This window comes from Cephaloticoccus primus (genome assembly GCF_001580015.1).
GTDB classification, from domain to species: domain Bacteria; phylum Verrucomicrobiota; class Verrucomicrobiia; order Opitutales; family Opitutaceae; genus Cephaloticoccus; species Cephaloticoccus primus.
In genome coordinates this window covers 64488-76828 of sequence record NZ_LSZQ01000057.1, presented here as the reverse complement: position 1 = coordinate 76828, position 12341 = coordinate 64488, and the positions used below count along the sequence as shown (strand labels likewise).

The 12341-nt window shown below is 65.5% G+C and carries 11 protein-coding genes; 4 read left to right on the top strand and 7 right to left on the bottom strand.

What is annotated here, in order from left to right; all coding sequences use genetic code 11:
• A partial coding sequence (locus AXK11_RS10090; RefSeq protein ID WP_197456847.1) for a hypothetical protein occupies positions 1-227 on the top strand: 227 nt, incomplete at its 5' end.
• Positions 228-642: 415 nt separating this feature from the next.
• On the opposite strand, the gene AXK11_RS07830 is transcribed toward AXK11_RS10090, so the two are convergent.
• From AXK11_RS07830 to AXK11_RS09870, 4 genes are all read right to left on the bottom strand, one after another.
• A complete protein-coding gene (locus AXK11_RS07830; protein WP_231865806.1) occupies positions 643-1716 on the bottom strand; it encodes an agmatine deiminase family protein in 1074 nt (357 codons plus the stop codon).
• 112 nt (positions 1717-1828) lie between these two features.
• Positions 1829-2704: a carbon-nitrogen hydrolase gene (locus AXK11_RS07825; protein WP_068630985.1), complete on the bottom strand. Its 876-nt coding sequence runs from the start codon at positions 2702-2704 to the stop codon at positions 1829-1831.
• Between the two features lie 86 nt (positions 2705-2790).
• Entirely contained in the window at positions 2791-3651 is an 861-nt protein-coding gene (gene hisG, locus AXK11_RS07820) for an ATP phosphoribosyltransferase (RefSeq protein ID WP_068630983.1), read from the bottom strand.
• Positions 3652-3944: 293 nt separating this feature from the next.
• On the bottom strand, positions 3945-4463 hold the full coding sequence (locus tag AXK11_RS09870; RefSeq protein WP_156469266.1) for a hypothetical protein: 519 nt from the start codon (positions 4461-4463) through the stop codon (positions 3945-3947).
• A gap of 68 nt (positions 4464-4531) precedes the next feature.
• Here AXK11_RS09870 and AXK11_RS07810 point away from each other — a divergent pair, with 68 nt between their 5' ends.
• Together AXK11_RS07810 and AXK11_RS07805 are read left to right on the top strand one after the other, a co-directional pair.
• A complete protein-coding gene (locus tag AXK11_RS07810; protein WP_156469265.1) occupies positions 4532-5788 on the top strand; it encodes an AAA family ATPase in 1257 nt (418 codons plus the stop codon).
• Between the two features lie 6 nt (positions 5789-5794).
• The gene (locus AXK11_RS07805; RefSeq protein WP_068630977.1) at positions 5795-6427 is read left to right on the top strand and encodes a hypothetical protein; all 633 of its coding nucleotides are present in this window, start codon (positions 5795-5797) and stop codon (positions 6425-6427) included.
• 126 nt (positions 6428-6553) lie between these two features.
• Here the strand turns inward: AXK11_RS07805 and AXK11_RS07800 are convergent, their stop codons facing one another.
• A complete protein-coding gene (locus AXK11_RS07800; RefSeq protein WP_068630975.1) occupies positions 6554-7795 on the bottom strand; it encodes an RNA/DNA-binding domain-containing protein in 1242 nt (413 codons plus the stop codon).
• Positions 7796-7969: 174 nt separating this feature from the next.
• The gene (locus tag AXK11_RS07795; RefSeq protein ID WP_068630973.1) at positions 7970-9067 is read right to left on the bottom strand and encodes a sugar kinase; all 1098 of its coding nucleotides are present in this window, start codon (positions 9065-9067) and stop codon (positions 7970-7972) included.
• Between the two features lie 217 nt (positions 9068-9284).
• Between AXK11_RS07795 and AXK11_RS07790 the strand changes: the two genes are divergently transcribed.
• The gene (locus tag AXK11_RS07790; RefSeq protein WP_068630971.1) at positions 9285-10721 is read left to right on the top strand and encodes an FAD-binding oxidoreductase; all 1437 of its coding nucleotides are present in this window, start codon (positions 9285-9287) and stop codon (positions 10719-10721) included.
• A 39-nt stretch (positions 10722-10760) separates the two neighbouring features.
• Here the strand turns inward: AXK11_RS07790 and AXK11_RS07785 are convergent, their stop codons facing one another.
• Positions 10761-12287: an MFS transporter gene (locus AXK11_RS07785; protein WP_231865805.1), complete on the bottom strand. Its 1527-nt coding sequence runs from the start codon at positions 12285-12287 to the stop codon at positions 10761-10763.
• Positions 12288-12341: the final 54 nt, after the last annotated feature.

Below are 12341 nucleotides of genomic sequence, written 5' to 3'. Positions count from 1 at the left end.
GCCGCGTGCTGCACCCCGACGATTACCTGCTGGAGCTGTACCTGCTCTTCCCCGAATGCGTCCTGCGCGAGCTGCATGCGTACGCCCAAGAAAGCTCCGCGCCGCTCGGCCAGGGCACCCACGAAGTGGCAACCGAAGCGCTCCTCGCCACGCTCGCACCCCACGCCCCCGAATTCGCAAAAGCCGTCCTGGCCGACGAAACCCACATCGACGGCACCCTGTACTGAGCCAACGAGCGGCTCGCGTTGGGCCAAAGAGCGGCTCGCCAGATGAAAAGGTCGAAGACCTCTGCGCGTGGGGCGGCACTACGCGTGCAGCGGTGGCGTGGCGCCACGTGCCATTGAATTTGGGAATCGGCCTCGGCACGGAGTGCCGAAGCACGATTCCCAAATTTAACGGGACCTCCCCCAGTCGCGTTGCGACTGGGACAGGAGCTTCAAATGCGGATGGAGCGGAAACCCATTGGGGCGCGGCGAAAAAGTTTACGGGTTAAACTCCCACCTGAGCTCCGGTCAGGGAGTTCATTCAACTGTGCGGCTTGCGGGTTGTGCGGAACGCCCGACAGCAAGCCGCACAGTAAACGGGTGCAGGCACCGCCTGCCGCCGCCCGCGTAGGGCAATCTTCGGCCAGTCGCTCGGTGTTTACGCGGGCATTTGTTGTGAGAGGCAGTGCAGGGTGCCCAAGCCCCAGATCAGGTCGTAGCAATCGATGCCGATGATTTCGCGGTCGGGGAAGCAGTGGCTGAGGGTCGTGCACGCTGCTTGGTCGAGGTGCGGTTGGCGAAATTGGGGGACGAGCACCGCGCCGTTTATGATCAGGAAATTCGCGTAGCTGGCGGGCACGCGCTGGCCCTGGAAGGAGATGGGCTCGGGCATCGGCAGTGTGACGATGTCGAAGGGCCGCCCCTGTGGGGTGCGAAACGCGCGCAGCCGCCGGAGGTTTTCCTCCAGAATCGGCTGATTACCGTCGCTCCTGTTTGGCTCTATGCAGGTGATGATGCCGTCGGCCTTGTAGAAGCGGGTGATGTCGTCGATATGCCCATCGGTGTCGTCGCCCAGGATGCCGTCGCCGAGCCAGAGGATCTGCGAGACGCCGAGCGCGTTTTTTAGCGAGTGCTCGATCTCGGCGCGGCTGAGCTGCGGGTTGCGGTTGGGGTGCAGGAGGCATTGCTCGGTGGTGAGCAGGAGCCCCTGTCCATTAACGTCGATCGAGCCGCCCTCGAGCACCTGGTCGTAGACGATCCGGCGCAGCCCGAGCTTTTCGGCAACGAGTGCGGGGATCTGGTTGTCGAGGTCGTGCGGGTATTTGCCGCCCCACGCGTTGTAGCGCCAATCGCTGGCGACGACCTCGCCGGTCTCCCGGTTTTTAAGAAAAATCGGCCCGTGGTCGCGGCACCACGCGTCGTTGGTCGGGTGGTCGTAAAAGTGCACGCGGGGCATATCGGCCCCGGCGCGCTGGCAGAGGCGTCGGGCGCGCGGCTGGAGCGGGGCCGCGCAGTTGATGTGCACGGGCTCGAAGAGGCTGATCTCTTTGACGAAGCGCGCAAAGGCGTAGGGCACGGGGCGAAACTGCCCGGGCCACGATTTGCGGTTGTGCGGCCACGAAAGCCACACCCCCGCTTGCGGCTCCCACTCCGCAGGGGCCACGAGCGCAGCCCCGTCTATCGTGCGCGGTCGCCCGACCGGTTTCCCGGGCGGGGCGCTTGCTGGCGACACGTCCGTTGCTGCCGCGTCAGGTGATTCCGCCAAGGGCGAGTGGTTATTTACCGAGCAGTTCGCGGGTGCCCCGTTTGCCGCTGCGGCTGCTTTTTTTCGCGCTGCCATGTCCTCAGTCGCAGAAGCGTTTGACGAGGTCGCCGTAGGCGTCGATCCGGCGGTCGCGCAGGAAAGGCCAGTGGGTGCGCGTGATGTCGAGCGTGCCCAGGTCGACTTCGTGCAGGAGCACTTCTTCGCGGTCGGCGCTGGCCTTGGCGAGAATCTGGCCGCTGGTGCCGGCGACGAAGCTTTGGCCCCAAAACTCGATCCCATCGCCGCCGACCGGGGTTTCGTGGCCGATCCGGTTGATGGCGGCCACGTAGCAGCCGTTGGCGATGGCGTGGCCGCGCTGGATCGTCTCCCAGGCGCTGTGCTGGGTGGAGCCGTACTGTTGCTTCTCGCTGGGGTGCCAGCCGATGGCGGTCGGGTAGAAGAGGATGTCGGCGCCTTGCAGCGCGGTGAGCCGCGCGGCCTCCGGGTACCACTGATCCCAGCAGATGAGGACGCCGATTTTTCCGAGCCGCGTCTGCCACGCGCGAAAGCCGGTGTCGCCCGGCGTGAAGTAGAATTTTTCGTAGAAGAGCGGGTCGTCGGGGATGTGCATCTTGCGGTAGATGCCGAGCAGCGCGCCATCGGCATCGATGATGACCGCGGTGTTGTGGTAGAGGCCGGCGGCGCGTTTCTCGAAAAGCGAGGCGACGATCACGACGCCGTACTTTTTGGCGAGGGCCTGGAAGGCCTCGGTGCTGGGGCCGGGGATCGGCTCGGCGAGCGCGAAGTGGGCGTGATCCTCACTCTGGCAAAAGTACTGCGAGCGGAAGAGCTCTTGCGTGCAGATGATCTGTGCGCCGCTGCGCGCCGCTTGCTCGGCGAGCGCGAGGCTTTTTTGCAGGTTGGCCGCGGGGTCGTTTGCGCAGGCGTGCTGGAGGAGGCCGAGGGTGCGTTTCATCGCAAGTGGAGTAGTCGGGGAGGTGCGGGCGAGTGGGGAGTGCGGGGGGGGATTGGCGCCGCAGGCGGGCGAGTCGTGGACTGTTCCTAGTACACGACTTTGTTGAGCGGGTACTCGACGATGCCCTCGGCGCCGAGCGACTTGAGCTGCGGCACGATCTCGCGCACGACGCGGTCGTCGATGATCGTCTCCAGCGCGGCCCACTCGGGGTTGCTCAGCGGCGAGACGGTCGGGTTGCGCAGCGAGGGGATGGCGGCGAGCACTTTGTCGAGGGCGTCTTTGCGGATGTTGAGCTTGAGGCCGACCTTCGATTCGGCTTCGAGCGCAGCTTGCAGGAGCAGCGCGAGGGTCTCGATCTTGCGGCGCTTTTCCGGATTTGCCCAACTGCTCTTGTTGGCGATCAGCTTCGTGTTGGTCTCCAGCAGTGTGTCGATGATCCGCAGGTTGTTCGCGCGGATCGAGTTTCCCGTCTCGGTGATGTCCACAATCGCATCGACCAGGTCGGGGACCTTTACCTCGGTCGCGCCCCAGGAGAACTCCACGTGCACGGAGATTTTTTTCTGTGCGAAGTAGCGGCGCACGGTGCCCACCAGCTCGGTCGCCACGCGCTTGCCCGCGAGCTGCTCGGGCCGCGTGATCGACGAGGATTCAGGCACGCACAAGACCCACTTCGAGCGCTTGGAGGAGGCGCGGCTGTAGACGAGGTCGCAGATCTCGACGACGTCGCTCTCGTTTTCGCCGATCCAGTCGCTGCCTGTCAGGCCGCAGTCGAAGAAGCCGTGCTCGACGTAGCGGCTGAGCTCCTGCGCACGCACGAAGCGGCCGTCGAGCTCGGGGTCGTCAATCGCGGGGCGGTAGGAGCGCGAGCTCGTGGTGATCCGCCAGCCCGCCTTGTGAAACAAATTCTTGGTGGCCTCCTCGAGGCTGCCCTTGGGAAGCCCGATCATCAAAATGGGTGTAGTAGACACGCTGCCCACGCCACAGGCCGCCCCGAAACCCTTCAAGTAAGAAAAGGGCGCGCGCGCGGCTCTTTTTGTCCGGCGCGCCGTTGCGCTCGTCGGGGGACGAGGCTGCGGCTCGCGGCTATGACGCGCTTTGGGATGGGGCGCGGTCGTCGCAGTGGCGGCGGGTGGCCGCGCTGCGGCCCTGTCCAACCGGAATCGAATGACGAGCCATCGCCGCCGATGCCGATGCCCGATGTTGAGTGGCGCCGCCCAAGCGGCTGCCAGCCACTCGCGCCTCACGGGTTTTCCAGCAAGAGGCTCATCGACTTGATGGCGTGGAGCTGCGCCTTGAGCTCCTTTTCGTCGCGGAGACTGCGGGGGTGCTTGAGGGCCTCCAGGATACTGCGCTCGACCTCCATCAAGGTGAGCCTGTCGGCGGCCAGGCTCTTGCGCTGTCCGGTGGTGTGGCCTCCGAGCAGCGCGAGCAGTTTTGGGAGATCGTCGGCATTGATCGATTCGTCGAGCGAGCTCGTTTGCTTGAGCCGCTTCTTAGCTCGGTCGATTTTTTTGGTGAGCTTGCGGATCTGCACATCGAGCTCGGATATCCGGCTGCTGGAGACGATGAGCGGCTCAAGCCGCAGTGACTCGGCCTCCGGAGTTTGGGCTGTGCTTGCGGGCGGCTCCGGCTCGGGAGTGGGGGCGGTCGCGGCGGGCTCTTCTTTACTCGGGGGCTGCTGCTCTGGCTCGGCTGCGGGCGAGGTGAGTGCGAGCAGCACGGCAAACACGGCGGCGACTGCGAAACGGGGCGAAAGCAAAGGGCGCATGGCGACTCGCAGGGATAGCCCCGCGTGGAGGCAGGTCGAGCCTTCTAAAAGTCCTCGTCGTGGCCGCACGACATGACACGCTGCGCCCTGCTGTGATCGCTTCCGTCGCATTTCATAATTTCAAGGCGCTGCGCGAAGCGCAGGTCGAGCTGCGGCCCTTTAACCTGATCGTCGGGCCCAATGGCAGCGGCAAGACGAGCCTCATCCAGGCGCTGCTGCGGCTGCGCACGTTGTGGCGGCTGCATGCAGCCGCTGATGCGCCGCCCCCCCGCGTCGAGCCCGCGCGGGCGGATCGCTCAATCATGGAGTTTCGCTTTTGCCCGCCGCCAGAGCGGGGAGGAGAGGAAGCGGCGGGGGCGCACAATCCGCACGATCAGGAGAAGCGGGAAGGGCGGGAGGGGCAGCCGAAGCGGGCGGGGCGGGAGAGGCGGGAGGGCGGCTCCGTTTTCACCGCTCGCTTGTCCTGCGTCTCGCAAATGGTCTGCGACCAAATCGAGTTTCTCGGCGCAGGGGGCGCCCCGTTGAGCGCTGCCGCTGCCCTCGCCGCAAAAGCGCAGACGCGCTGGATCGACCGAATCCGCGCCTACCTGTTCGACCATTATGCGATGGCCGAGCCCGTGCCGGTGCAGCCTCCCGCAGGTAACGCCACGGCGGCGGTGCTACCCGAGCTCGCCAGCAATGGCGCCAACCTCTCGGCGGTGCTCGCACAATTACAGGCGGGCGAGCCCGCGCCCTTCGCGCGCCTGGAGGAGGAGCTTAGGCGGGTCTTGCCCGAGTTTTCGGGGATCGAGTTTGTGCGCCCGAGCGCGGATACGGTGCAGCTCGCGTTGCGCTTGCGCGCAGGAGCTGAGGCAGTCACCGCGCCGGATGGCGGCGCCGGGCTGGCGGGCGGTGAGCTGGCGGGCGAGCTCGTGAGCGCCGACAATCTCTCGCAGGGCACGCTCTACTTGATGGCGCTGCTGTACCTCGCCTTTCAGCCCCAGCCACCGAGCGTTGTTTGCGTCGAGGAGATCGACCGCGGTATCCACCCGCGCCTGCTGCGCCCACTGCGCGACTTGCTCTACCGCTTGAGCTACCCGGCGGAGTGCGGCGAGTCCCGCCGGCCACCCGTGCAGGTACTGGCGACGACGCACTCGCCCTACCTGCTCGACCTTTTCAAAGACCATCCCGAGGAGATCATCATCTCCCAAAAACACGGCACGAGCGCCCACTTCGAGCGACTCGCCGACCGCGCTGACCTGGGGGCACTGCTCGGCGAGGCCTCGCTCGGCGACCTGTGGTTTAGCGGGATCCTGGGTGGCGTGCCCGAGGAGTGAGCGCTTATGAAGCTGGCCTTCCTCGGAGAATCGCCCGCAGACGAAGTCGCCCTGCACGTGCTGGCCGAGGCGATTCTAAAACGGCGGGTGGATCGCGTGCTGCCGCACTTGCGCGCGCGCGGCTGGCCCAACGTCGCCCAAGTCCTGCCGCCGATCATCCACCACCTGCATTTCAATACCGACGCGGTGGGCCTCATCGTCGCCGTCGATGCCGACGACTCGGTCGTGCACACAGTCGAGCACGAGGCCCCGGGCTACCACCACCCGCAATGCCGCCTCTGCCAGCTCCGCGCGATCTTTCGCCGCGCCACCAAAAACCTGCCGCCAGCGCGTGGCCGCTCGCGCGTGCTTCGCGGGATCGGGCTCGCCGTACCCGCGATGGAGGCCTGGTACCTGTGCGGGCGCGACGAAAGCGTCGGCGAAGCGGCGTGGCTCGCAGGCCAGGAATGCGGCCGGCCGCCCTACACGCGCGCCGAGCTCAAGACCCGCGTCTACGGCACCTCGCGCCCCTCGCTCCAACTGGAGATCGACTGCGCCCTGCGCGAGCTGCGCCGCCACCGCGGCGACCTGCGAAGGCTGGAGGCGGACTTCCCCGGAGGCTTCGGCGCCCTCGCCCGCGACCTGAAAACGTGGCGTTGAGAAGCGGCTGCTCCACATCACCACTGTCACCGGCCCGCCTGCAAAAAGGAGGCTTTCTCACAGCGGTGCGGAGGCACCGCCTGCACGCCCAGTCAGTCCGAGACTGTGCGTTGCACGACAGGTGGGCTAAGTCTCTTTGCGTGTCGGCAAGGTCACGCGCAGGTAGTCGTCGGTTGCCTCAAAACGCGCGTCCTGGCCGGAAAACTCCTTCACCAGGGGGACGATTTTTCGCCGCACGCCCATCCCGCGCGCATCGACATAGCCGTAGTCGCGCATGACTTCGACGATGATGGGGTTTCGTGGAGAGCGTTGCCCCGCCAGCATTTTCTCGACGGTCATCGAGTTTTGCAGGGGCCCCGGGCTCGTGACTTCCAGGCGATTGGCGTAGTTAACCACTTCAATTTCGGAAGGGCGGCTCCAATCCCGGTGCACCAACGCATTGACGATGGCCTCGCGCATTGCCTCCAGCGGGAACTTGTAGTGGCGCTTCCGGCGCAGGGATTCGTCAATATCTGCCGCTTCTGCTGAAACGAAGGGCAGCATCCGCTCCAGGAGCCGTTCTGCCAGTCCGGGCTCCGCTTTCCCTCGTGCCCCCGCCTTGCCAAGGGCGAGCGGAGCCAAGGGGCCGCCGAGCACCGTGTCGTCCTGCGCTTGGTACTCCATTTCCTGCGAGGAAAACGACATCCAGCGAATCCCCGCATGACGCAGGGCGCGGCGCGGCGCGCGGCCAAACAAGACGAGCCCAGCGATAGTGCACAGGGCCGCGCTGCTGCCCTCTTGCACAATCATGAACCCCAAGCCAGTCAGCCGTCGTTCCCATTCCTCGCTGGAAACGGGGACCTGGAGCTCGCCCACGATATCGCGCAAGTAGTCGGTCAGCCGCGCTTCATCCAGATCGGCCAAGCTCGTACCCGAGACGGGGAGTGCTTCGATGTGCAGGAGCTTGCCACTGCCAAACAGGGCGAGCTGCTGCTCGCGTGAGGCCAGCTTTGAGACGCTGCCCACGCGCACATAGATGTCTTCGCGGTCATTGTGGCGGAGCACATACGGTTTGGCGGTTCCCATTGTCAGGGTGATGACGGCGACCCGCTTGCCGCCGCCCATATCGATCTCTTCGTAAAACGGGAGAATCATCGGGTGCACGTAGCGGCCGAATACGGTGTCCATGATCCACGTCTCCAGGTCCGTGCGCTGGATGCCGGAAATCGCTCCATTGTCATCGACGCCCAGCAGTATCCGCCCCCCCTGAAAATTCGCGAGCGCCACGACCTCTTTTGCCAACTGCTCTGGTCGCACATCATCGCGCTTGAACTCGACCGCTGAGTTTTCGCCATTGGCGATGAGTTCCAATAAGTCGGTCTTGGTCATGAGAACACGAGGCTGGGACGCGAAGTGCCGATGCGTCAAAGCTGCTATTGAGGAGGTGCGACTGCGCTCGCGTTGCACTGGCGGCGGGGCAACGACTGCACGCCAAAGAAGACTGGTCGAAGAAGGCCGCAGGCCTCCAACGAGAGGCCCGCATAACAGGAGAGCCTGCGCCCCTTAGCGGACGACGCGGGCGCCGCCGCCCGCGATTTGTTTTTCGACTTCCTTGCGCGTCGCCATCGACGTGTCGCCCGGAGTAGTCGAGGCCAGCGCGCCGTGTGCCGCGCCGTAGTCCACCGCCTTTTGCGGGTCGTTGTACTCCAGAAAGCCAAACTGGAGCCCCGAGGCAAAGGAGTCTCCGCCGCCCACGCGGTCGAGGATTTCGAGCTCCGCATACTGGCGCGCCTGGTAGAACTGGCCCCCGTGCCAGAGGATCGCCGACCAGTCGTTTTTCGTGGCGGTGATGACGCGCCGCAGCGTCGTCGCGGCGACCTTGAAGTTGGGGAACTCCCGCACGGCCGTTTCGATCATCTCCTTAAACGCATCGACCTCGATTTTGGAAATCGCGTGGTCGGCTCCCTTCACCTCAAAGCCGAGCGAGGCGGTGAAGTCCTCCTCGTTGCCGATCATCACGTCCACATACTGGGCGATCTCGCGGTTGACCTCCTGGGCCTTGGCGAGCCCGCCGATGGTTTTCCAGAGCGAGGGGCGATAGTTGAGATCGTAGGACACGATGGTGCCGTGCTTCTTGGCGGCCTTTACGGCCTCGATGGTGAGCGCTGCCGTGCTCTCCGAGAGCGCCGCGAAAATCCCGCCCGTGTGGAACCAGCGCGCGCCGAGTTTCCCGAAAATGTGCTCCCAGTCGAAGTCGCCGGGCTTGAGCTGCGAGGCCGCCGTATTGCCGCGGTCGGGCACGCCCACCGCGCCGCGAATCCCGTAGCCGCGCTCGGTGAAGTTGAGCCCGTTGCGCACGTTGCGCCCGATGCCGTCGTCCTCGCGCCACTGGATAAAGTCGGTGGCGACACCGCCCTGGCACACGAAGTCCTCAATCAGCCGCCCCACCTCGTTGTCCACCAGAGCGGTGCAGACCGCCGTCTTCAGGCCGAAGCATTTGCGCAGCCCGCGCGAGGTGTTGTACTCGCCGCCGCCCTCCCACGCGGTGAAGCCGCGCGCTGTGCGGATGCGCCCCTCGCCCGGGTCGAGCCGGAGCATGATCTCGCCGAGCGAGATTTGATCAAAGTGACAAGCAGCAGCGGGCTTAATCGGAAGGCTCATGAGGAGTTGGGGCAGGGCAGATTTTTTCGAGGTGTGAAATGATACCTGCGCAGGCAAGGCCGCGCACGAAAGTCCGTCAAGAGAGCGCGAGTTACTGAGCTTCCCCTGCGAGCGCGTGGGCAGTGACGCCCCGCTACCTCCCGCGCGCTCGCAGGGGCTAATCAGTACCTGCATTGTGGCTCGCGTGGGGCGGGGTGGTCTGTAAGAGCTGTAGCCTATGCTACCTTTTGCCAAAGCCACGGCAGCGCTCGGGCGACGTCTCGGGCCTGCGCTTGTCGATACGTCAGAAGAGGGCCGCTGGGCGGCGTCTTTCGACAGCAGCAAGCTTTCGTTTTTGCCCGAGGCGGTGATCACGCCGCGTCGCCGCGAGGAGATCGGCCCGGTGCTGGAGCTCGCCAACAAGCACGGCGTGCCGGTGACGGTGCGCGGGCGCGGGACGACGCTCATGGGCTCGGCGGCTCCTGTCGCGGGCGGTTGGGTCATCGACATGCTGCGGCTCAAGAAAATCCGCATCGATGCGGAGACGGGGATGGCGCATGTGCAAGTGGGCGCGCGCACGGCCGAGGTGCAGCGCGCGGCAGAGGCGCAGGGCTGGTTTTACCCGCCCGATCCGTCTTCCAAGGAGTTCTGCACGATCGGCGGCAATATCGCCTGCAACGCGGGCGGGCTGCATGGCGGCAAGTACGGGGTGACGCGCGACTTCGTGATCGCGCTCAGCGGCTTCTTGCCCACGGGCGAGTGGGTGCAGTGGGGCACGGCGACCAAGAAATTTGCGGCGGGGTTTAACCTGCGCGATTTGTGGATTGGCAGCGAGGGGATGCTCGGCGTGGTGACCGATGCGGTGCTCAAGCTGGTGCCTGCGCCCGCCGCGCGCTGGACTCTGCTGACGGCTTTTGCGGACGAGGTGGAGGCGGTCGAGGCCGTGCGCGCGCTCTTTGCCCAGCGCGTGCAGCCTGCGATTTGCGAGTTTCTCGATCGCGACAGCGTGCACTGTGCGGAGAGCGCGATGGGGCGGCCTGTGTTTGCCGGGCAAAAGGATCGCGCGGTTGTCCTTCTTGAGCTGGCGGGGGGGGAGAGCGAGGTACGCGAGGAGTCGCGCAAAATGCTCGCGTGGGCCAAGGCGCACTCGCTGGCCCAGCGCGTGGCGCGCGACCGCGTGGAGGCCGAGCAGCTCTGGGCCGTGCGCCGCAAGTGCTCGGGCGCGATGTTTGAGCTCGGCGACAGCAAGCTCAACGAGGACATCGTAATCCCCATGCGCGCGTACCCGCGTTTCATGCGCTTCCTCGCGGGGCTCAAGAAATCCTCGCGACTGCACATCCCCACTTTTGGCCATTTGGCGGATGGCAACCTGCACGTGAACATCATGTACAACCGCGATGATGCCGCCCAGGCGCGCCGTGCCGAGGCCACCGTCGAGCGGCTCATGCGCACCGTCGTCGGGATGGGCGGCGCGATCTCGGGCGAGCACGGGATCGGGCTGGCGAAGACGCCTTTCTTGCGGATCCAGCACTCGCCCGCGCAAGTCCGCGCCATGCAGGCGATCAAGCAGGCACTCGACCCCAGGGGAATCCTCAACCCGGGTAAAATGTTCGAGGTCTTCGAGGTCTGGAAACAGGACAAGCTCAAGCTGCGGCTCCCCTGGGATCACAAGTGAGGCGCACGGCGCCGGGCGCTTCGGGCCCGGTGCCGCGGATCAATAGTCGCGCGGTGCCTCACCCGCGCGGCCGCTGATGTTGTTTCCATCGTTGGGGTGCAGCCGCAGGTAGCACAGCGAAGAGATGATCGTGACGAGGCCCATGGTGATGAATACGCCGTGCAGGGCATTGAGGAACTCCGCCGCGTCGCTCTGGTTGCGGCCTGCCAGAAACCAGCCAGCGAGCAGCGCGGCAAAGGCCGTCCCGAAACTGAAGGTGAGCTGCTGGGCGGTGCTGGCCAGGCTGCTGGCCTTGGCGGCATCGCGGTCTTCGACTTCGGCGTAGACCAGTGAGTTGATGCCGGTGAATTGCATCGAGATGAAGAAGCCCTGCATGAAGCTCAGCGTGATGATCCACCACACGGAGATGCCCGGCGTGATGAGTGCGAACAGTCCGATGATGATTCCGACGAAAACCGTGTTGCTGATCAAAATCCTGCGGTGGCCGAAACGGGCGAGCAGCCGTGTGCTGGCGGCCTTCATGAGGATCGCCGCACCCGCGTTGGGGATCATGAGCAGCCCTGCTTGCCACGGCGTGTAGCCGAGGCCGATCTGGTAGAGCAGGGGCAGCACAAAGGGCATGCCGCCGATCCCGAGGCGCGAGACGCCGCCCGCGATCACCGAGGCTCGCACGGTGCGCCGCTGCAACAGCCACAGGGAGAGGACGGGCTTGTGGGTGCGGCGCGAGTGCCAGCCGTATGCGGCGAGGAGGAGCAGCGAAATCGCCGTCACCAGGCTGAGGCGGCCAGCGGCCAGCGTGTGGTCGCCGAGGGCTTGCAGCGCGTAGGAGAGCAGGGCGATGCCCGCGCCGAAGAGTACGAAGCCGGTGTGGTCGAGCCGTGGCGTTTCTTCGTCGAAGTAGTTGGGCATGTAGCGCCGCACCATCCACAGGCCGAACAAGGCCAGCGGCAGGTTGATGAGGAAGATCACCCGCCAGTGCAGCCAGTGCACGATCAGCCCGCCGATGAAGGGCCCCACCATCGGGCCGATCAACGCGGGGATGATGACGTAGTTTGTCATGCGCAGGAGCTCCGAGCGCGGGAAACTGCGCACGAGTGCGACGCGCCCCACGGGCGTCATCATCGCCCCGCCTATGCCCTGGAGCAGGCGCGCGCAGACCATCATCGGTACGCCCACCGAGATCCCGCAGAGCAGCGAGCCCAGCGCGAAAATCGCGATGGCTCCCATGAACACGCGCCGCGTACCAAAGCGATCTGCCATCCAGCCGCTGATCGGGATGAAGACCGCCAGCGCGAGCATGTAGCTCATCGACACACTGCGCAGGGCGAGCGGCTGGACGCGCAGGCTCTCGGCCATGGCGGGGATCGCGGTGTTGAGGACCGTGGAGTCGAGGTGCTCCATAAACAGAGCGATGGCGACGAGCCACGGGAGCGTGCGTTTTATGGAGGTGGAGCTTGTGAGGGACGATGCGGCGAACTCGGAGGACACTTGGGTACGAGTCGTACAGGGCTGCGCGGCGGAGGCAATGCGCGCCTGAAAAATGAGGCGCAGCTTATGGGCTGCCACTCTCGGGTATTAGCGTTTTTGGTGGCCCGTACAGGGAGGCGCTTTTTGGCCGCA

What these genes read in the sequence shown, in the direction of transcription:
- AXK11_RS07825 (WP_068630985.1), bottom strand. Translation starts at nt 2,704, where the DNA reads ATGAAACGCACCCTCGGCCTCCTCCAGCACGCCTGCGCAAACGACCCC.
- hisG (WP_068630983.1), bottom strand. Translation starts at nt 3,651, where the DNA reads ATGATCGGGCTTCCCAAGGGCAGCCTCGAGGAGGCCACCAAGAATTTG.
- AXK11_RS07805 (WP_068630977.1), top strand. Translation starts at nt 5,795, where the DNA reads ATGAAGCTGGCCTTCCTCGGAGAATCGCCCGCAGACGAAGTCGCCCTG.
- AXK11_RS07800 (WP_068630975.1), bottom strand. Translation starts at nt 7,795, where the DNA reads ATGACCAAGACCGACTTATTGGAACTCATCGCCAATGGCGAAAACTCA.
- AXK11_RS07795 (WP_068630973.1), bottom strand. Translation starts at nt 9,067, where the DNA reads ATGAGCCTTCCGATTAAGCCCGCTGCTGCTTGTCACTTTGATCAAATC.
- AXK11_RS07790 (WP_068630971.1), top strand. Translation starts at nt 9,285, where the DNA reads ATGCTACCTTTTGCCAAAGCCACGGCAGCGCTCGGGCGACGTCTCGGG.